Source organism: Gluconobacter sp. P1D12_c (assembly GCF_018812105.1).
GTDB classification, from domain to species: domain Bacteria; phylum Pseudomonadota; class Alphaproteobacteria; order Acetobacterales; family Acetobacteraceae; genus Gluconobacter; species Gluconobacter oxydans_A.
This window is the reverse complement of the sequence record NZ_JACSIQ010000004.1, coordinates 177,538-197,820: the sequence shown is the minus strand read 5'-3', so window position 1 is coordinate 197,820 and position 20,283 is coordinate 177,538. Positions and strand designations below refer to the sequence as shown.

Sequence of the window (20,283 nt, the reverse complement as noted above, 5' to 3'; positions counted from 1 at the left end):
TTGATTCCTTTGACTGTTCTGAACGTCATGATACGCATGTGTCATGAGTACAGTCACGCGCGCGAATCTTGTCGAGCACATCTATAGCCGTGTTGGGCTGTCCCGGCACGATTCCTCCATGATTCTGGAAAGTGTGTTGGAGAAAATTTCCTCCACACTTGAAGCAGGTGAATCCGTGAAGCTGAGCGGCTTCGGGACCTTCTCTGTCCGCCAGAAGGGAGAACGCATCGGGCGAAATCCCAAGACCGGGGTTGAGGTTCCAATCTTGCCTCGCGCTGTTTTGGTGTTTCGGTCTTCGCAGCTTTTGCGGGACCAGATGAATGGCGTGGAAAGCCATGCTGGCGATGTGGACGACGCAGATGATTGATACCACTTCGAACAATAGCGCTGATCTCTCCGACGATAATCTGGCTGATTCTGGGGCTGGAAAAATCAAAAAGGGCCCGGACGCTTACAGAACCATCAGCGAGGTCGCGGAAGAGCTCCATATTCCGCAGCATCGACTGCGTTCATGGGAAACTCTCTATCCGGGTGTGAAGCCATTTCGTGGGGAAAGTGGGCGCCGTTATTACAGCCCTGAACACGTCGAGACGCTTCGTCTTATTTCCGATCTTCTCTACGTACAGGGCTATAAGGGCCAAGGCGTTCTGCGAGTTTTAAGAGAAGAAAAAGCTAGGAAATCTCTAGAAAATCGCACTGTTTCTCCTAAGGCAGAGGAGAATATTGCGAGTGTTCATGCAGCGCCCGCTCCAGTTGAGGGTCCAGTTTTAGGAGACGCTGCGGACGATATTATCTTTCCCGAAGCTCCGGCAGTACCAGAGATCTCTGGTGCTCCTGAACTGAGAGAAGAGAGTGTCGCCGTTGGTGAGACGTCGGTGCTTCACGACGAAGAAGACGTATCGCTTTCAGAGTATCCCGAAACTCTTGAACCTGAAGAAAAGGCGGATCAGGTGCTTGACGAGTGTCTGACGGGAAGGACATTCGCCGAAGCCGAAGCCGAAGCCGAAGCCGAAGCCGAAGCCGAAGCCGAAGCCGAAGCGCCTTTCTCAATTTATGACACAGAAGAAGTTCTGGTTCTGCAGGATGCGAATCAGCACCTTGCTGCCTCCGTCAGGCATCTGGATGCAGAAAACGAATTTTTGCGTTCTGAAATGAAGGAAATTCTGGAAGAACTTCAAATTTTGAGAAGTCTTCTTCCGGTATAGGGCAGATGCCCCATTGCGGTGATGAGTTTGCGCTGCTAAACCACCGCCACCGCAGGACGAACGGGCAGTAGCGCAGCCTGGTAGCGCACCAGTCTGGGGGACTGGGGGTCGTGGGTTCGAATCCCGCCTGCCCGACCAGTCCTGCGGTAATTACCTTAAAAAATGATGGTATTATAAAAGGCCTTTTCAGGCCTTTTTCTTGTCTGTGCGCTCTTCTGTCCAGAGCGTCCACAGCAGATGGAGTGCGGCCATAATTGCTGGTCCAAGGAACAGGCCGAGAAGGCCCCACGTTTCTGCTCCGCCTAGAATGCCAAGCAGGACCCAAAGGAACGGCATCTTGGTGCTGCCGCCGATTAAAACCGGGCGGATAAAATGGTCGGCTACAAAAATTACAACGGAGCCCAGAGCCATCACGACAATTGCGCCAATCATGCTGCTTTTAGCCAACAGCAAGAGAGCGACCAGTCCGACTGTTGGCCAAGCGAGGAAAGGTATCATGGCTGCCACGGCCGTGAGCATGGCAAAGAGCAGGGGCTGGGGGGCGCCTGTAAGCATATAGGCAGCTCCCATGATTGCCCCTTCTCCCAGACCAACCAGCACAAGCCCTGCGAGTGTTCCGTGAACGGATGAGATCATCTGTTTGGCAAGGCTTTCGCCTTGTTCACCAAACAACCGATGGGAGCCCACTAGCCCCTTACGAATCACGTAATCTCCATCCTTCAGCAGGAAGAAGAGCGTCAGTAGAGAGAACGCAAAAAGTGTGCCGCGGCGTGCGACCTGCGACCCAACTTGCTTTGTCATCTGCATACCATGAGCGACATCGACTGAGTGGAGCAGGTGGGACAGCCGTTGTGGGCTGGTCATGTGGTTTTGCCACCACGTGGTTGCCTGCGTGGACACGAATGGAAGACGCGGGACCCATTCGGGCATTGGAATGCCGTTATTCCGCACGTCCTCAATCCATTCCAGCGCGCTCCTGATTTCATCGGCAAGTTTGACGCCAACGAGAGAAACCGGGACCAGAAAAATCAGAGCAACAACAAGGGTGAAGCTCATCGGCAGCCAGTCATTGCGGCCAAACCGACGCTCAGCGCGCTGGTAAAGCGGCCAAAGGGAAATGGCGAACACGCATCCCCATAACAAAGCCGGAAGAAAATTTTTCAGTGTGTAAAGACCGATAGCCACGAAAAAGAGGGCCAGAAACCCCCGTGCCCGACGCTGTATGGTTCCGGTGGAATCCGAGGCTTCCACCGGAATGACTTCAGGGGAACGAGGAGGAAATTGATCGGTCATGGGGGTCCTGAAAATAGTGGCCGGAAATTATGGCTGATGCGCTATCCGTCCGCGCACTGGCGAAGTGTTTGCACCATGTCCGTAGGTTCTCAGTTGAACAGCGAGCATCCGGATTGGATGGTGAGGCCCACAGCCTGTTGGGAGAACTGTTGCCGGTAAGCGGCCTGAATTGCACGTAGATTGTGCTGAAGGTTCTTGTCGGGAGGTGTCACAACCCAGAGAATTCTGGACGGTTCCCTGCCTACCACATGGGTCACAGTATTCATCCATTGCCCATCAGCCCTGAAAACTGTCAGGCCGCTCGGGAAATAGGGGGTAATTTCGGATGTAACGAATGTCTGCCATTCATCATCTGTTATGGGCAGTCCGCCGGGACGCGTCTGCCCGAACATCATTCTGATCTGCAATGTATCCTGAGCACGCATTTCGCGGCAGAGGTCGGGCGTGACACTCACCGGGACGACGCAGCCTCCCAAAAGGGGAAGCGAAAGGAACAGGGCAGTGAGACCGAGGTTTTTCATGAGTGTGTTTGTGCCAGTGCATTTCTAAGGATGGTACATTCGCTGGAAGTGAACAGGCCCCGCCGGATAAACAGATCGATCAGAACGAGATTGACGTTGAACTTGAAGTCATCAGTATCTCGGACGAGAGAGAATGCATCCGCTAGCGGTATCAGATGAAAACTCTCAACTTCACCATCTTCTGCTACTGGGACAAAATCTTCTGGCAGGATCAGGTCGTAGCAGTGAAGAACATCTCTTCTAAGCCCTTCAGGGCGGTCCATGGCGTAGTGCAGTCGGCTGACGGGCACTGCGCGGCGGGATAGCTCTTCCGGGATGCCAGCCTCTTCCTGAGCTTCCTTGATAACGGTCATCTGTGGGTCAAGCCCGGCACTCATGCCGCCGGCGACCAGATGGTCCAGTTTTCCAGGATCAAGACGCTTGGACATACTCCGACAGGCGATCCATAGCATTGTGCCTGTGGAATGCTCTACGAGGCCATTCATATGGATGCCTTCTGCCGCCACTCCCAGAACCGGAATGGCGCCCCGGTCAACACGTCCAATGACATGACCTTGCGCGTTGCGAACGTCGAAGGGCTCATCATGCGAAGCATACACGCCCTGTCTGGCAAGAGTTTGGGAGAGGGGAAACAAGTCCTCTCCTGACGCAACGCCAAATTTTTCCTGTGTTTTTAATCCTAAAGATTCAAGCTGGAGGGACGTTTCCGGGGAAATCCATCCAATCTGCTCGTGAGCACAAAAAAACGGGCGCCGTCCGCCGGGAAGGCGTGCGCTATTGCAGGCCTCTATATGTCGGAGGAACGGATCAAGATTCGGGAATGGAGACTTTTCTAGCACAATCGAAAGTTTCGCATGCGCGCGAGCGATTGCAAAGCGGAGCCTCTCTTTCTCATAGTCTGGCATGTCAAAGAAACACGATTCGAAATCGGAAAGCCTGTCTCTCAAAGAACTCTGGAAAAAAATTCGTCCTGAAAACCCTGGCCGTACGGCGTTCTGGGTCGGGGTGGCGATGGTTCTGCTTCTTGTAGAAAGCGGGACGACAGTTGCGACCCCCTGGCTATTCAGTCGGATGGTGTCGGCGTTGTCAGAGCATCAGGCGCTGCTGGCTGTCCCGTTCTGGTTAATTGGCCAGTACGCGATCATCCGTGTTGTTGCGGGGCTATCGACGCCGCTCCGTGAAATGCTGATTGCTCCTATTGAAGCTGACCTGCAAAGGCGTGTTGCGCTGGTGGGGTTGGAGCATCTTCACGCCATGAGCGTCCGGTTTCACCTTGACCGGCAGACGGGAGCTCTCACGAGGACACTGGATCGTGGCTCGGATGCGATTGGCACACTGCTCAGTCTTGTCCTCTTTAACGTTCTGCCAAACACCATCGAACTGTTGATGACGCTTTTCGTCGTGTTTCGGATCTTTGACTGGCGGTATGTCGTGGTGGCTGTCGGCGGGATCGGCGTTTACGCAGCTGTATCGTATGTTTTTACGCGTATGCGAATGACAGCTCGGCGTGCGCGGAACACAGCCAACAGTCAGGCACAATACCAACTCGTTGACAGTATGCTGAACTTCGAGACAGTCCGCAGTTTTGCCAACAGTCATCAGGAAATTCTCCGCTACGACCGGTCGCGTGTCGCTCTAAAGAACGCTGAAATTCGTTTGAAACGATTGGTCGGCCTTTCCCAGATGGCGCGAAGCCTGCTAATTGCGGGCGCAACCGCGGTCATATTGTTGCTGGCCGCTCATGACATCGTGCAGCATAGGATTGGTGTCGCGCAGTTCGTTCTGATCGGTAGCTACCTTCGAGGGCTCTATAGTTCTGTAGGAGCGCTGAATTACGTCAGCGCGGGCTGGAGAAATGCCCGGGTAGATCTTGAGAACTACCTTGAACTCCTTGGTACGCACTCAGAAATTGTTGAGGCGAAAAATCCAGCACCCTTGCCCGCCAAGCTCGCGACAGGTGGTCCTGCTGCGATCAGGTTCGAGCATGTTTCCTTCAGTTATGATCCGTCCCGCGAAATCCTGCATGATATTAATCTGGATATTCCGGCGGGAACATCTCTAGCAATCGTCGGGCATACGGGCTCAGGAAAATCAACGATCGGGCGTCTGTTGACCCGCGCTTATGATCCGACATCGGGCTCTATCTTTATTGACGGGAAAAACCTGCGGGATGTGGCGCTGGAAGATCTGCAACGAGTGATTGGAACCGTCCCGCAGGACACGGTTCTGTTCAATGCGGGAATTGGCGAAAATATTGCCTATGGAGATCCTTCTGCTCCAGAAGCGGCTGTCGAACTTGCGGCCGCCCGTGCGCAAATTCATGACTTCATTAATGAGCTGCCAGAAAAATATGACACAGTCGTGGGAGAGCGTGGGCTGAAGCTCTCAGGGGGCGAAAAACAGCGGGTCGCAATCGCGCGCGTGCTCCTCAAAGACCCCAGAATTCTTCTTCTGGATGAAGCAACAAGTGCCCTCGATACGTGGACAGAAGCCGCGATACAGCAGGAATTGCGCGCGCTTTCTCTGTCCCGAACAACGGTGATCGTTGCGCACCGTCTATCTACCATTCAGGACGCTGATCAGATCGTCGTGCTGGATGCCGGAAGGGTGGTCGAACGTGGAACACACACGGAATTGCTGCAAAAAGACGGCTATTATGCAAGAATGTGGTCGGTTCAGGCGGGAGAAGCGGTCATGAGGGCTTGACGAAAGCCCTCTCGTTCGCGATAAGCCGCGCCTGATTTACGGAACGCGCCGGGCCTCCGCTGTCCTGCGTCATCCAGCATCGAGGAAAGTGCTACCATGTCTCGCCGTTGCCAGGTCACGGGCAAGGGCGTGCTGACGGGCAATAACGTCAGCCACGCCAATAACAAGTCCCGCCGTCGTTTTCTCCCGAATCTGCAGGAGACCACGATGATCTCCGATATTCTTGGTTCTTCAGTGCGCATGCGCCTGTCCACCAACGGTATCCGTACGATCGAGCACAATGGTGGGCTGGATTCGTTCCTGCTGGGAACGCCAAACCGCAAGCTTCCTGAAGAAGCTCAGGTCATCAAGCGTCGTATCCTGCGTGTTCAGGAGCGTAAGGCTGCACAGACAGCCTGAGAAATCTTTCCGGCTTCGGCTGGTTCATAAAGATTACTCTTGAAAACCATGGCGGTCTGGGTCATTCAGCCGCCACTGGGACAAATCAGGTTCGGCTTTAACGAGCCGCAGCGGAGGTGTTTCAGTCCAGACTGAAACACCTTTTATTGTTTTTTGGAGGTTCTCCGTGTCCGAAAGCGTTCAGGAAGCCAAATCGGCTCTCTCGAAGATCCGCAATATCGGTATTACCGCTCATATCGATGCTGGTAAGACCACCACGACCGAGCGCATCCTGTACTACACGGGTGTCTCCCATAAGATCGGTGAAGTGCACGACGGTAACACCACCACCGATTACATGGCGCAGGAGCGTGAGCGCGGCATCACCATCACGTCCGCTGCCGTGACGTGTGAGTGGAACGACCACCGCATCAACATCATCGACACCCCGGGCCACATTGACTTCAACATTGAAGTGAATCGCTCGCTCCGCGTGCTCGATGGCGCCATCTTCGTGATTGAAGGTGTGGCTGGCGTGCAGCCGCAGTCCGAGACCAACTGGCGTCTTGCTGACCGCTACAACGTGCCGCGCATCATCTTCATCAACAAGCTCGATCGTACGGGTGCAGACTTCTACTACGCTTTCAGCACGCTGAAAGAGAAGCTGGATATCGTTGCAGTTCCGCTGCAGCTGCCGATCGGTGCTGAAGAAAACTTTGTTGGCGTTGTCGATCTCGTTGAGATGCGTGCGATCGTGTGGGAAGGCGGCGAACTTGGCGCCAAGTTCCACTATGAAGAGATCCCGGCTGACCTGAAGGAAAAGGCTGAGGAAGCTCGCCAGACCCTGCTCGATACCGCTCTTGCCGTGGATAACGACGCCATGGAAGAGTACTTCGAGAAGGGCGACGTTGACATCGCTACGCTGAAGAAGTGCATCAAGAAGGGTGCAATCTCCGGCGAATTCCGTCCCGTCATGTGCGGTACGGCGTTCAAGAACAAAGGCGTTCAGCCGCTGCTCGATGCAGTTATCGACTATCTGCCGGCTCCGGACGAAGTTGAAGGCATCCGCATTGCTCCGCCGGAAGGCGAAGAGGTTGACGAAGACTTCCTGCCGATCGTTCCGGTTGACCCGGACGGCAAGTTTGCTGGCCTTGCGTTCAAGATCATTTCCGACAAGTACGGCACGCTGACCTTCGTTCGCGTCTATCGCGGCGTTCTGAATGCCGGCGACACGATCCTGAACACGACCAAGGGTCACAAGGAACGCGTTGGCCGCATGTTCCAGATGCATGCTGACAAGCGTCAGGAAGTGAAGTCCGTTGGTGCGGGTGACATTGCTGCGTTCGTTGGTCTGAAGGACACGGTCACGGGTGATACGCTGGCGGATGCCGCTGATCCGGTGGTTCTGGAGCGTATGCAGTTCCCGGTTCCGGTTATCGACATCTCTGTCGAGCCAAAGACCAAGGATGGCGTCGAGAAGATGACGCTGGCACTGCAGAAGCTGACGGCTGAAGATCCTTCCCTGCACCTTAAGACCGATCAGGAAACGGGTCAGACCATCCTTTCCGGCATGGGTGAGCTTCACCTGGACATCATTGTTGACCGTCTGCGTCGTGAATACGGCGTTGATGCCAACATCGGTGCACCTCAGGTGGCCTATCGTGAGACGATCACGAAGCCGCACGTTGAGACCTATACCCACAAGAAGCAGTCTGGTGGATCGGGTCAGTACGCTGAAGTCAAGATCGAGTTCGCTCCGTCTGACAAGCCGGACGAGATCATCTTCACCAACAAGGTCGTCGGCGGTACTGTTCCGAAGGAATATATCCCGGCTGTCGAAAAGGGTATCCGCATGCAGAGCACCACGGGTGTTCTCGCTGGCTTCCCGACGGTGGACTTCCAGTTCACGCTGCTTGACGGTAAGTACCATGACGTTGACTCGTCGGCTCTGGCCTTCGAGATCGCCGCCAAGGCTTGCTTCCGTGAAGGCATGAAGAATGCCGGTCCGGTGATTCTTGAGCCGATCATGGACGTGGAAATCACGACGCCGAACGATCATGTCGGTGATGTTGTTGGCGATCTTAACCGTCGCCGCGGCATCATCCAGAGCCAGGAAACGTCTGGTTCGACCGTGATGATCCGTTCCCAGGTGCCGCTGAAGGAAATGTTCGGCTACATTTCCCATCTGCGTTCTGCAACGAAGGGTCGTGCATCCTTCACCATGCAGTTCCACCACTACGAGGCTGTTCCTCGTAACGTGGCTGAAGAAATCATGGCGAAGTCCGCCTGATTTTTTCACCTCGGTGAGACATCTGACCCCGCCAGAGCAATCTGGCGGGGTTTTTTGTCCCTATATTCCATAAAGACGCACCAATACCCCTGCCTGAAGCACAGGCGTCGGTTATTGCTATCGTCTCCATGAATAGTGTTCTGCTTGCAGAGTGTTTCTCGCCTTGCCTGGTGTTCTTCTGCGAGCGCCAACGCTCAGAAACACCGGCTTTTACGAGCTCTTGATCTGGTGCAGGCTGTCCCAGCAACCAAGCCGCAGAGTGCACACGAGTTTTCGATCGAAGGCTCCGACAAGGCTCGTGTGCACATAGGCTTGCCTGATGACACATAAAAAAAGGCGATGAAAGGTTGCCCCTCCGTCGCCTTTTCTGAAAACGCTTGAGATCAGTGCAGATTGTCTGTCCGGCGGATAAACGCTGCGACATTGTCATGAAGCTGCTGCAAGGCTGCCGGGTCTACGTAGACCATGTGTCCGGACGAATACTGAGCGTATTCGATGTTCTTCTGAAGGCTGGTAGCCATCGGAAGATGCTTCATCTCGTAAATACCTTCATAGTAAGGCGTCGCGAGATCGTAGTAGCCACCGTTCAGCATCACATGCAGGTTTGGGTTCGTCTTGATTGCCATGGCAAGGTCGCTCATGACATTGGGAACGCCCTTGGGCTGGTAGCCGTGTCCTGGCTGGGTGTGTTTGTTGTCCCAGTTTCCTTCGGGATTGAAGAGGCGGTAGGTTTCGTCTGTGCCGTACTTCAGAGTGTTCCGCACATAGTCATTGAAGACCGAAACATAGGCAGAGCTGATAGCGCTGGACTGCGGATCGTAATCTGCTTCCTTCGTCATCGGATCAAGCGTCGGGCTGGAATACCGCGTATCGAGACGACCTGTTGCCATTCCCGTTGCAGCCTGAAGCTGCTGTTCGAACTGGCCGCCGTTCACGCGGAGATCAGAGCGTAGAATATAGTCCACCGGCAGGCCAGTGTAGGTGTGGAGCTTCTCTGCAATAGCCTGACGCTCGCTTTCCGGCAGGTCTGCTCCCTGACGGAGGGCAACGGTATAATCCGCCACAGCAAAATGCTCGACTTCCTTCAGGAAGGCCTTCAGGTCCGGGTGCTGCTGTGGCAGGCAATGATGATACCACGCCGTTGCAGCATAAGTGGGTAGAGCGAGAACATACGGGTCATCAACGCCAGGGTTGAACTGCGGTGCATCAGCGCTGTTGTCGTAATTCAGGATCTGGGAGAGCAGGATGACACCATTGAAATCGATGTTCTCTTCCTGCTCCAGATCATTGATGACGACTGCGGAGCGCATGGTGCCGTAGCTTTCGCCAAACAGGTATTTGGGCGAATTGTAGCGGTGGTACTTTGCAAGAAACTTCGAGATGAAGTGGGTGAACGCCTCTCCGTCACCGTCGACACCAAGGAACTCCTTGGCTGCATCCTTGCCCGCAATGCGCGAGAAGCCGGTTCCCGGCGCATCGACAAACACAACGTCAGACACGTCCAGTAGAGACTGGGGATTGTTGATCAGAGCGTAAGGTGCGGCGGGAAGATGCTGGTCACCGGGGGTGTTGACGCGGCGTGGCCCGAACGTGCCCATATGAACCCAGACAGACGCCGACCCCGGCCCGCCGTTATACAGGAAGGTAATAGGACGTTTCGCTGATGGAACCCCATCCTTGAAGTAGGCGGTATAGAACATCGATGCGACAGGTGGGTTCTTGTCGCTATCGTCTTTGCCGGCTTCAACCTTGATGCCGCGTTTGGTCAGAACCTCATTGGAATCATTGTACTCTGACCCGTGCACGAGAATGGTCCCGGCAACAGCCTGATAAGGAATGGTCGAGCCATCCACGACTACCGTGCCGCGTGTAACGCTGTCGGCATTGGGGGCAGGAGTATCCTTGGCGGGTTCAGCGGCAAGAGCGGGTGTTACCATCATGGCAACACCCAGGAAGAGAGCCTTGCGAAGCATTCAGAAGGGCCTTGTGTTAAGTGTTCTGCCCTTCTCTAAACGCATAGCTGACTTGCAGACAAGCCAGATGTTATAATGTTTCGTTCTTAACCGAATGCACGGTTCGTATGCATGATCGCCACGCCGATTTCCCGTAGCAGGTTGAACGAGCGTTCCAGCGGCTGGAAAATTTCCCGGTGTTCCCGCGCAAAGCCACTTTCTTCTCCTGCGTCGCCCGGCTCGCCGAAGTCGAGATTGGCCACGCTCGGGCCAGAGACCGGGAAGAGGTCATCCAGCAGATGCAGGGAGCGCGGGATATCCAGACACAGGATCAGGTTGGTGATGGAATCACGTGTCAGGCTATTGCGCGGGCCAAAATAGGGAATGCGCGTAGACAGAACCCACAGGCGATCAATCAGTGCAAAGCGGATGGCGTGCAGCAACTTTTCGCGGGGCTCCATATGCGGTGCATCGGGCCACGCGGCGCGTAGGGCAATATGATCCGTCTGGATACGGCGGAACATTGCCGGTGCGCTCGTCCAGAAGCGTAGAACTTCCAATCCATGGGAAATGGTCAGGAAATTCTGACGCTCTTCTTCGTCCTGCGCCTTGGAGGCCCGATCCAGCCAGGTTCCCGGATCAAGCTGACGTATTGTTGCGCGCAGGACTTCCAGATCGGAGTGAGCCAATGCCTGCCGCGCAAAGTCCATGGCTTCGCGGAAACGTGGCGAACTGGTGACAAACTGCTCGAATGTTTCCGGATGACGCTGCGCCGCACTTCCAAGTCCGTGCAGCACATTGGCCCACCAGCCAAGCTGCTGAAGGATGGCATTGTTCGGGATAGCGCGCAGCTGACTTGGATGCGTGATGCGCGTCACTGTAGCGGCGTCAGACTGACGTGCGGACGGACGGGAGCCTGTCTTGTCGATCAGGGATGGCCCGAAAGCACTCAAGAGTGCTGCATATCCCGGATCGTTGACCAGAGCGCCCATGTCCAGCGCAATGGTCGAAAAGAAGTCTGCTGCAAAATCCGGGCGTTCATAGACGGGATCATTCACGCTCGTCGGAACGTGCGCCACATGCTCGGCCAATGTCGCAATCGTGGAGGCTGCAATGCTTCCCGTTCCGAACAATGTATAGCCGTCACCACCCTGGAATGCGGTTTCTACACGGCAGCCGACACCTGCATTCTGAAACGCAATCCGCGTTCTTGCCGGAGAAAAATAGTCCAGACGCTGACGGAGGCTGAAAGGATGGGCGCCGCGGCCGATGCTTTCGCCGTGAGTGTCGAAAAGCGTGAGGGCAACGTCCTCGAGATCATGTTCTTTCAGCAGGTCCAGCGTCCGCATCCGCAGGCGCTCAACCAGATTCGTGGCGGCTAACTGCCCGACATAACGACCCGAGTCCGAATAACCGAACTGCAGGGATAGTCTGCCGTTCGCACGCAGATAATCCCGCCAGTGTGGGGAGCGGAACGCTTCCTCAAGGATGGTCTCTCCGTTTTCGAGTGCGCTTTCCGTCTCGAAAAGGGGAGAAATTTCGATCTGATGATCCTGAATGCCAAACAGGCGGGCTAGCCACAGCGTGGCCAGCAGCGTGTATCCGCTTTCTGTTTCAGCAATAAGGAAACGGATGGGGGACCCAGTGTCAATGTGCTTGAGAATCTGCGCCATTGTCATCATCAGGCGCGCGGCCGATGCCGGCTCGACGAGCAGAGAGCCAAAATCGACATGGCGTGCGGTCAGATCATCGAGCGCATCGTTGATCCGAGACAGCAGCACGCGCCGGCGGGACGGAAGAGCCGGGTCATCCGTCAGGCCGAGGCGCGTTCTGGCAACGTTATAGATTTGAGCGGCATTCAGGCGCGTGTGGATGTGCGCAATGCCAAGCCCGTGGCTCATGAACCCGGCCCGGAGCGTGCGCAGACGGAGGGCATCTGAAGCTTCCAGTCCCGATGCGGCATCCCGGAAGAAGGGCTGGAGCTCTTTCGCGTCCAACAGGGCTTTTTCCCGATGTGCGATCAGGGTCTGTGCAAAGTCGCGAATGTCTTCGGGGGTAGCACTTTTGCTTCTCGGACATGCAGCATGTTGTGTCCGGACCGCTTCCATGGCGCGGCGAACACGCATCGCCAGTGACGTATCCTGAAGGCGGAGTTCAGTCAGGCCCGATTCAAGACGTTCAAGCTGCGCAAGTTTGAGTTCCAGACGGATGCGAATTGTGTCCCACCAGCCAATGTCATTGCGCCCGTCTGTATCAAAACCGACCCAGCTTGCGAGAATGATGGGTGAGGGATCCACATGATCCGCCTCGTTCGCCCACCGGGATGTCATTTTTTCAATGAGAGATGTCGTGAGCTCATCAAGGGCATCGCGGCCACGCAAAACGGCAGCCAGGGCGAGGGACTGCTCATCGGCAAGTGTCGGCGGTGCCGACCGGCGATGTGTTGTCAGGCATGGGAGAGGCGCTTCCGGATTGGAGGCACGTTCGGCCATGAGCGCATAGACGTGGTCAGCCAGAGCAAATGTCGGGTGAGCTGTAAAGACAGCAGCAATTGCTGGTTTGGTCAGGGCTTCCGGCGACGGTGCCTGCTCGACCAGTTTGGCAGCAACCTGCTTCAGACGCTCTGTCGGGTCCGCATCTTCAAGACCGACATATTGGCGAAGATGAGCGGCACGCTGCGAAAAATATTCGTCCCGCAAGGTTCGAACTGTGTGTTCCAGCTCCTCGATTTTCTCACCTTTTCCGATGGACAGTTCATCACCAATGGAGGCAATCAGATCACTAAGACCGTTGCGTTCCTGTGTCAGGCGCGTGGTCATGGCGTCGATGCGGTCGGAAAGGGATGTGTCGTGCCGGGAGGCGCAGTCAGACATCGGGAGCAGTCTCGCTTCTGCGGAAGGTAAATTGAAAACGGGCAAGTTATGTTCCATGCCCGGCCTGTGAGCGCAACCTTGTTGCGGACGCGACAGTGCGTCCGGATGATGCTATCGGAGGCTTCATGCGTCCGGATATGAAGAAAGATGTCAGTCAGGCCATTCCGCAGAAGGGGTCTTCGCCAACCAGATTGGCCGGAGGCCTTTTGGTCGGCATGGGCGCGGTTGCCACAGGCACGACCTATTTGGCGGCGAGACATTTCCACGATGATAGCCTGGCATTAAACGTGCTTCGGGCAGGCTCACGAGCCGGCGTTGTTGGAGGCTTGGCAGACTGGTTTGCTGTGACTGCCCTGTTTCGACATCCGATGGGGCTTCCTATTCCTCATACGGCTATCCTTCCCAGACAGAAGGTGCGGTTAGGGCAGGCGTTGGGCCGGTTTGTGTCTGGTCAGTTCTTTACGGATGCCGACGTTCATCGGGCCCTCTCCAAGATTGATCTGCCAGGTTTGATCGCGGACGCTCTCAGCGAGCCATCTACCCGACAGACACTTGTCGCCACGCTGCGCGCCAGTATCCCCAGCCTGTTTGATCGCCTTGAGGACGGTCGGGCGAGTGCTGCTCTATCGCGCGCGCTGCCGGTCCTGCTCAATGGTGAGGAAATCGCGCCACTCGTCTCTCGCGCCATGAGGGCGATGGTGGACAGTGAGATGCATCAGGAAGTGCTCTCTTTCCTTCTGGTAAAGCTCAAGGCCACCGTCGCTGCCAAGGAGGGTGATCTGAGGCAGTTCGTCGAGGAGCGGGTGCGTGAGCAGGGGGGGCGCTTCCTCGGCTGGGCCATTGGAGGATCGGTTGCCAATCGGGTTCTGACGGCTCTTCAGGCTGAAATTGAACGGATCGACCCGATGGACTCGGATATTCGGCATGGCTTCACGACGTGGGTGCGGGCTGAAATCGATCGGATGGAAACGGATCCGGATCGCCGACAGGATCTGACGCGAGCGATTGGCTCAGTTCTCACGCATTCCAGCCTAAAGGCCTGGAGCGGCGAACTCTGGGAGCGCGTCCGCCGGATGGCAGAAGAGGATTGCGCAAAAGAGGACGGTTGGAGTGCCTCTGTTCTGGATACGGCGATTACCGGTCTGGCAACGTCCATGCGTGAAAATGATCCGCTGAGAGAGCGCATCAACACCACCGTGGAACGCATGGTCTCGAAGCTGCTTCCTGGCGTCAGAGACAAGCTCTCCGGGTTTATCGCCAATGTCATGGCAGGATGGGATGGCGATGACCTTGCGCGCCGTCTGGAAGCACGTGTAGGGCGGGATCTGGCCTATATTCGCGTTAACGGGACTGTCGTCGGGTTTTTGGCTGGAGCTGGCCTTGATCTGATCTCCCGCCTGTTTTTCGGTGTCTGAAGAGGTTATAACTCCGTTTAAGACATCACAAACTTCTTGACCTTTGTGACAGCATGGGTCATCTGGAACCTAATCAGGACTTCATAAGTCTTGAATGAATGTAATGTGAGTGTGCAAGCTATGCTGAGGCTCTCCAAACTAGCCGATTATGCCACCGTCCTCCTTGTCCACCTCGGACAGCACGAGGGTCTGGCAACAGCCGCCGCGCTGGCAGGAGAGACCGGAGTACCCGAGCCAACCGTTGCAAAGCTGCTTAAGGGTTTGGCTTCGAGCGGACTCGTCATCTCTCATCGAGGGGCCCGTGGCGGTTACCGTTTGGCAGGTGCGCTGGAAGAAATTACGATCGCCACGGTTATCGCCGTTGTTGATGGTCCGATTTCGATTACAGCCTGCTGCGACGGTCGGGAGTGCGAACATAGCTCCCTGTGTGGCCTTTCGGGGCAATGGGACATGGTGAATGACGCCATTCTCCGAACGCTCAACAGTATTACGCTTGCGGATATGGACCGACATTCCGTTCTACATAGCGGGAAGGAGCCCAAGGAGCCTTCTCTCGACACTACCGGCGCCGGGCCAGTCCCCGTGGCTGATCCGGTCAACTGAGGACACCAAATCATGCCAGCTGTGACGGAGACCCGCGAGACAGTCGAAAAGCTCGCGAAGTCCAGTTACGAGTGGGGCTTCGAGACTGATATCGAAATGGATATCGCTCCCAAGGGCCTGAATGAAGATACGGTTCGCCTGATCTCGGAGCGTAAGAGAGAGCCTGAGTGGATGCTGGAATGGCGTCTCAAGGCTTTCCGCATGTGGCTGGAAATGAAAGAGCCTGAATGGGCCAAAGTCAGCCACCCTCCGATTGATTATCAGGATGCGCATTACTTCGCTCAGCCTAAGAAGAAGCCTGGCCCGAAAAGTCTGGATGAAGTCGATCCCGAGCTTCTCAAAACCTATGCCAAGTTAGGCATTCCGCTGCATGAGCAGGCGTTGCTGGCTGGTGTAGAAGGTGCTGAAGATCAGAAGCGTCTGCCTGTTGCCGTTGACGCTGTTTTTGACAGCGTGTCGGTTGCGACAACCTTTCGTAAGACGCTTGAAGAAGCCGGTGTCATCTTCTGCCCGATTTCGGATGCCATTCGCGAACATCCGGATCTCGTAAAGCAGTATCTTGGTTCGGTTGTACCAGCCGCTGACAATTTTTTTGCAGCATTGAATTCCGCTGTCTTTACGGACGGATCGTTTGTGTTCGTTCCAAAGGGTGTGCGTTGCCCGATGGAACTCTCCACATACTTCCGAATCAATGCCCGCAATACCGGCCAGTTCGAGCGGACCCTGATTATCGTCGAAGATGGCGCGAGCGTCTCTTATCTGGAGGGGTGTACGGCTCCCCAGAGAGATGAAAACCAGCTTCATGCGGCGGTTGTCGAGCTGATTGCGATGGATGATGCGTCCATCAAGTACTCTACGGTGCAGAACTGGTATCCGGGAGACGACGAAGGTCGCGGTGGCATTTATAACTTCGTGACGAAGCGCGGGGCCTGTCGCGGCGCACGGTCCAAGATTTCCTGGACGCAGGTTGAAACCGGTTCCGCGATTACGTGGAAGTATCCATCCTGCGTTTTGGCAGGCGAGGGCTCGGTTGGCGAATTCTACTCCGTTGCTGTGACCAATAATCACCAGCAGGCCGATACAGGTACGAAAATGATTCATCTGGCGCCGAATACGCGCTCGACGATCATTGCCAAGACCATTTCGGCCGGCCGCTCTGACAGCACATATCGTGGTCTTGTTCGTATGCAGCCGAAGGCGCGCAATGCGCGCAATTTCACGCAGTGCGACAGTCTGCTGATTGGTGATCAGTGTGGTGCACATACGGTTCCGTATATCGAGAGCCGCAACATGACCGCGCGTATCGAGCACGAAGCAACGACGTCTAAAATCTCCGAAGACCAGCTCTTCTACTGTCGCTCTCGCGGGCTTTCTGAAGAAGACGCAGTTGGTTTGATTGTTAACGGATTTTGCCGCGAGGTGCTCAAGGAGCTGCCAATGGAATTCGCGGTCGAGGCTCAGAAGCTACTCCAGGTCAGCCTCGAAGGAAGTGTGGGTTAAGACATGAATGATTTTCTCAAGATCCAGGGCCTCGAAGCACGCATTGATGCCGATGGGACGCCAAAGGAAATCCTGAAAGGGATCGACCTCGAAATTCCAAAGGGCGAAATTCATGCCATCATGGGCCCGAATGGCTCTGGCAAATCTACGCTCTCCTATGTCCTCTCCGGCCGCGATGACTACGAAGTAACAGGCGGAAGCGCGACCTTTAAAGGCCAGGATCTTCTGGCTCTGGACCCGGAAGAGCGTGCGGCTCTGGGCGTGTTTCTCGCATTCCAGTCTCCCGTCGAGCTGCCGGGCGTCAATAACGCCAATTTTCTGCGGACAGCCGTCAATGCTGTGCGCCGTGCGCGTGGTGAAGACGAACTGGACGCTGTTGCTTTCCTGAAGGCGGTCCGGGCTGAGACCAAGCGTCTGTCCATGTCTGACGAAATGCTCAAGCGTGCTGTTAATGTAGGCTTCTCCGGCGGTGAGAAGAAGCGTAATGAAGTGCTCCAGATGCGCTTGCTGCAGCCCTCTTTCGCTATTCTCGACGAGACAGACAGTGGTCTGGATATTGATGCCCTGCGTATTGTTGCAGATGGCGTGAATTCTCTTCGCGGGCCTGACTTCTCAGCACTTGTCATTACGCATCATCAGCGTCTGCTCGATTACATCGTTCCTGACCGCGTGCATGTAATGGCCAAGGGCAAGATCATCTTTAGTGGTGGTCCGGAAGTAGCGAAGACGCTTGAAAAGCAGGGCTACACCCAGTTCCTCGAGGCTGCAGCGTGAGTACAGGGACCGCAGTTCAGTCGTCCCCAGCCCTGAGCGCTTTCGTCGGGCGTGCAGCGGGACATGGCTCTGTTCTGGCTGAGCGCGGGATTCCCACGCGGCGTGTCGAGGCATGGCGATATACGCCACTGCGGGCCTTTACGGAAACGGTTTGGAACGAAGCGCCTGCACTTTCGGATCAGGATGTGCAGTCTCTGTTGGACGCTCTTGCGTTGCCAGAAGCAGAAAGCCGTGCGGTTTTCGCGAATGGGCAGGAAGCTGCATCTCAAACATGCCTTTCGGAAAATCTCGTTCGTTCGCAGGGTGAAGCCGTTGACCCGTTAGAGGACCGCTTTTCGGCTATTCTCAACGCAGCCCTGCGTCAGGATGGTTTGTCCATTCGCGTGCCTGCGAGCGTTGCTGCTGGAACGCTGGTCCTCGTTTCCCTCACCTCAGGGAACGCCATTTCCACACATCTGCGCCATCAGATTGTTCTCGAAGACGGTGCATCTCTGACGGTCTTCGATGTTAACGTAGGGGACGGTCGGTATGTGACCAATCCGCGGTTTGACATTGTAGTGGGAAAAGGTGCCCAGCTGAATCACGTCAAACTGCAGCGTGAGGGCGCGGACGCGGGGCATCTTGCTCTTGTTTATGCATCCGTAGACGCGAACGGAAACTACGACAGCTTTACCCTGAATCAGGGTGGTGAACTGGCGCGGCACGAAGTTGTTGCGACGCTGACCCAAGCCCATGCACAGGTCCATGTGAACGGAATCCAGATCGTGGATGGCACGCGCCTGAACGATCTGACGTCTATGATTCATCATGCAGCGCCTGATTGTGGATCGCGCCAAACGGTTAAGACTGTGCTTTCCGAGAGCGGACAGGGCGTGTTCCAAGGCAAGATTCTCGTCGATCGTGTTGCCCAGAAGACTGACGGCTATCAGATGAATCAGGCGCTTCTTCTCTCAGAGAAGGCGCAGATTAACAGTAAGCCTGAGCTGGAAATTTACGCGGATGACGTGAAGTGCAGCCATGGCGCGACTGTGGGGGCACTGGATGACGAGCAGCTTTTCTATCTGCGCTCTCGTGGTGTGCCAGAAGCAGAAGCGCGCGCTATTCTCGTTCAGGCCTTCCTTCTGGATGCACTTGATCTCGTAACAGATGAGACCCTGCGCGACGTACTGATCCGGAGCATCACAGCATGACGCCGGCCGTACGCGCGCAGTTTCCGATCCTGTCTGAGCAGGTGCATGGTCGTCCGCTTGTCTTTCTCGACAGCGCCGCTTCAGCTCAGAAACCGGAATGCGTGATCGAAGCTATGCGCGATGCGGCGTATCATCAGTACGCTAACATTCATCGCGGCTTGCACTGGATGAGTGAGCGGACAACAGAAGCTTACGAACGTACGCGTGATGCTGTCGCAGGGCTCATCAATGCACCCGACCGCCATGAAGTTGTCTTCACGCGAAACAGCACAGAGGCCATCAATCTGGTGGCGCACAGTCTTGGCTCCTTGATGAAGCCAGGGCAGGCGGTTCTGATTTCTGAACTGGAGCATCATGCCAATATTGTTCCATGGCTTATGCTGCGGGATCGGGTTGGTATCGAACTCCGTGTAGCCCCAATGGATGAGAGTGGTGACATTGATCTCGAGGCGTATGAAGCGCTTCTGGACGATGGCAATGTTGCTCTCGTGTCCATCACGCATATGTCGAACGTGCTGGGGACCGTTACGCCCGCCAAAAAACTGGCAGAAATCGCCCATGCTCATGGCGCGCGCATTCTGTTTGATGGGTCGCAGTCTGTCGTACATCGGAAAATCGATGTGCAGGATATCGGAGCAGACTTTTTTACCTTCACTGGCCATAAGCTTTACGGGCCAACAGGTATCGGCGTACTCTGGGGTAAGCGGGAGCTTCTAGATGCCATGCCACCGTTCCTGGGTGGTGGCGAGATGATCCAGAATGTCTCTTTCGAGCGTGCGACCTGGGCGACTGTCCCTCATAAATTTGAAGCGGGAACCCCTGCCATTCTGGAAACGATTGGTCTGGGGGCGGCTGTTAAGTTCGTGGAGGGGATTGGTTACGACGCCATCTCTCGTCACGAAACAGCCTTGACCACATATGCTGAGCAGCGTCTGGGCGAGGTTGAGGGGCTTAAAGTTCTTGGGTCTCCCCAGGTTCGCGGTGGTGTTCTGTCCTTCGTGATGGACGGCGCTCATCCCCATGATCTGGCTACCTTGCTGGATCAATTGGGAATTGCGATCCGTGCTGGTCAGCATTGTGCGGAGCCGCTTGTCCGTCGTCTCGGTGTGCATGCTACGGCGCGCGCCAGTTTCGGTATTTACACGACACAGGATGAGATTGACGTCCTGATCACAGGCCTTGAACGGGCACGGAAGATGCTCACATGAGTGATGCCATGACCGAACAACACCCCATTGATGAGAGCACTCCCGTAACAGGTGAGGGCATTGTTCCGGACCAGGACACTGTTATAGCGGCGATTGCGACCGTTTATGACCCGGAAATTCCGGTAAACATTTATGAGCTGGGTCTGATCTACGCGATTGATCTGCATGATGACGGTCGGGTCAACGTGGAAATGACCCTGACGGCTCCAAATTGCCCAAGTGCTCAGGAACTGCCGGAAATGGTGCGTGACGCCATTCTGAAAGTGCCAAATGTGACGAATGCCACTGTGGAAATTGTATGGGATCCGCCGTGGGACATGAGCCGCATGAGTGATGATGCGCGTCTTGCGCTTAATATGTTCTGATCTGAGGGGC

General features: G+C 55.5%; 17 protein-coding genes and 1 tRNA gene. 13 read left to right on the top strand and 5 right to left on the bottom strand.

The window, feature by feature from the left end:
* Positions 1-43: 43 nt before the first annotated feature.
* From KP705_RS06320 to KP705_RS06310, 3 genes are all read left to right on the top strand, one after another.
* Complete coding sequence (locus KP705_RS06320) at positions 44-367, top strand: integration host factor subunit alpha (protein WP_046901407.1); 324 nt, start codon at positions 44-46, stop codon at positions 365-367.
* On the top strand, positions 360-1,205 hold the full coding sequence (locus tag KP705_RS06315) for a MerR family transcriptional regulator (RefSeq protein WP_252348264.1): 846 nt from the start codon (positions 360-362) through the stop codon (positions 1,203-1,205). The genes KP705_RS06320 and KP705_RS06315 overlap by 8 nt, the downstream gene beginning before the upstream one ends.
* A 61-nt stretch (positions 1,206-1,266) precedes the next feature.
* Positions 1,267-1,343: transfer RNA gene (locus KP705_RS06310), tRNA-Pro, on the top strand.
* A 48-nt stretch (positions 1,344-1,391) separates the two neighbouring features.
* Here KP705_RS06310 and KP705_RS06305 read toward each other — a convergent pair.
* The 3 genes from KP705_RS06305 to KP705_RS06295 all read right to left on the bottom strand — a co-directional run bounded on the left by KP705_RS06305 (position 1,392) and on the right by KP705_RS06295 (position 3,654).
* Positions 1,392-2,498: an AI-2E family transporter gene (locus KP705_RS06305; protein ID WP_046901408.1), complete on the bottom strand. Its 1,107-nt coding sequence runs from the start codon at positions 2,496-2,498 to the stop codon at positions 1,392-1,394.
* 89 nt (positions 2,499-2,587) lie between these two features.
* Complete coding sequence (locus KP705_RS06300) at positions 2,588-3,019, bottom strand: DUF3574 domain-containing protein (protein WP_046901409.1); 432 nt, start codon at positions 3,017-3,019, stop codon at positions 2,588-2,590.
* Positions 3,016-3,654, bottom strand: a complete 639-nt coding sequence (locus KP705_RS06295) for an NUDIX domain-containing protein (RefSeq protein ID WP_235271799.1) — start codon at positions 3,652-3,654, stop codon at positions 3,016-3,018. The genes KP705_RS06300 and KP705_RS06295 overlap by 4 nt, the downstream gene beginning before the upstream one ends.
* Before the next feature lie 268 nt (positions 3,655-3,922).
* Here KP705_RS06295 and KP705_RS06290 point away from each other — a divergent pair, with 268 nt between their 5' ends.
* From KP705_RS06290 to fusA, 3 genes are all read left to right on the top strand, one after another.
* Positions 3,923-5,725: an ABC transporter ATP-binding protein/permease gene (locus KP705_RS06290; RefSeq protein WP_046901411.1), complete on the top strand. Its 1,803-nt coding sequence runs from the start codon at positions 3,923-3,925 to the stop codon at positions 5,723-5,725.
* A gap of 96 nt (positions 5,726-5,821) precedes the next feature.
* Positions 5,822-6,124, top strand: coding sequence for a 50S ribosomal protein L28 (gene rpmB / locus KP705_RS06285; protein ID WP_007282133.1), 303 nt, complete (start codon positions 5,822-5,824; stop codon positions 6,122-6,124).
* A 166-nt stretch (positions 6,125-6,290) separates the two neighbouring features.
* Complete coding sequence (fusA, locus tag KP705_RS06280) at positions 6,291-8,393, top strand: elongation factor G (RefSeq protein WP_046901412.1); 2,103 nt, start codon at positions 6,291-6,293, stop codon at positions 8,391-8,393.
* 383 nt (positions 8,394-8,776) lie between these two features.
* Here the strand turns inward: fusA and KP705_RS06275 are convergent, their stop codons facing one another.
* Positions 8,777-10,366, bottom strand: a complete 1,590-nt coding sequence (locus KP705_RS06275) for a S10 family peptidase (RefSeq protein ID WP_046901413.1) — start codon at positions 10,364-10,366, stop codon at positions 8,777-8,779.
* A gap of 86 nt (positions 10,367-10,452) precedes the next feature.
* Positions 10,453-13,218 carry a phosphoenolpyruvate carboxylase gene (locus KP705_RS06270; RefSeq protein WP_046901414.1) on the bottom strand — a complete coding sequence of 922 codons (2,766 nt, stop codon included), beginning with the start codon at positions 13,216-13,218 and terminating at the stop codon, positions 10,453-10,455.
* A 95-nt stretch (positions 13,219-13,313) separates the two neighbouring features.
* On the opposite strand from KP705_RS06270, the gene KP705_RS06265 reads away from it, so the two are divergent.
* The 7 genes from KP705_RS06265 (at position 13,314) to KP705_RS06235 (ending at position 20,273) form a co-directional block, all read left to right on the top strand.
* Positions 13,314-14,633 carry a DUF445 domain-containing protein gene (locus KP705_RS06265; protein WP_308267189.1) on the top strand — a complete coding sequence of 440 codons (1,320 nt, stop codon included), beginning with the start codon at positions 13,314-13,316 and terminating at the stop codon, positions 14,631-14,633.
* Between the two features lie 120 nt (positions 14,634-14,753).
* The gene (locus KP705_RS06260; RefSeq protein WP_046902051.1) at positions 14,754-15,236 is read left to right on the top strand and encodes an SUF system Fe-S cluster assembly regulator; all 483 of its coding nucleotides are present in this window, start codon (positions 14,754-14,756) and stop codon (positions 15,234-15,236) included.
* 12 nt (positions 15,237-15,248) lie between these two features.
* Positions 15,249-16,736, top strand: a complete 1,488-nt coding sequence (gene sufB, locus KP705_RS06255) for a Fe-S cluster assembly protein SufB (protein WP_046901415.1) — start codon at positions 15,249-15,251, stop codon at positions 16,734-16,736.
* 3 nt (positions 16,737-16,739) lie between these two features.
* The gene (sufC, locus tag KP705_RS06250; protein ID WP_046901416.1) at positions 16,740-17,510 is read left to right on the top strand and encodes a Fe-S cluster assembly ATPase SufC; all 771 of its coding nucleotides are present in this window, start codon (positions 16,740-16,742) and stop codon (positions 17,508-17,510) included.
* A complete protein-coding gene (gene sufD / locus KP705_RS06245) occupies positions 17,507-18,700 on the top strand; it encodes a Fe-S cluster assembly protein SufD (protein WP_046901417.1) in 1,194 nt (397 codons plus the stop codon). Before sufC ends, sufD begins: the two co-directional genes overlap by 4 nt.
* Positions 18,697-19,908, top strand: a complete 1,212-nt coding sequence (locus KP705_RS06240) for an aminotransferase class V-fold PLP-dependent enzyme (RefSeq protein WP_064273146.1) — start codon at positions 18,697-18,699, stop codon at positions 19,906-19,908. The genes sufD and KP705_RS06240 overlap by 4 nt, the downstream gene beginning before the upstream one ends.
* Positions 19,905-20,273, top strand: coding sequence for an SUF system Fe-S cluster assembly protein (locus KP705_RS06235; protein WP_215764186.1), 369 nt, complete (start codon positions 19,905-19,907; stop codon positions 20,271-20,273). Before KP705_RS06240 ends, KP705_RS06235 begins: the two co-directional genes overlap by 4 nt.
* The last annotated feature ends 10 nt before the right edge of the window (positions 20,274-20,283 follow it).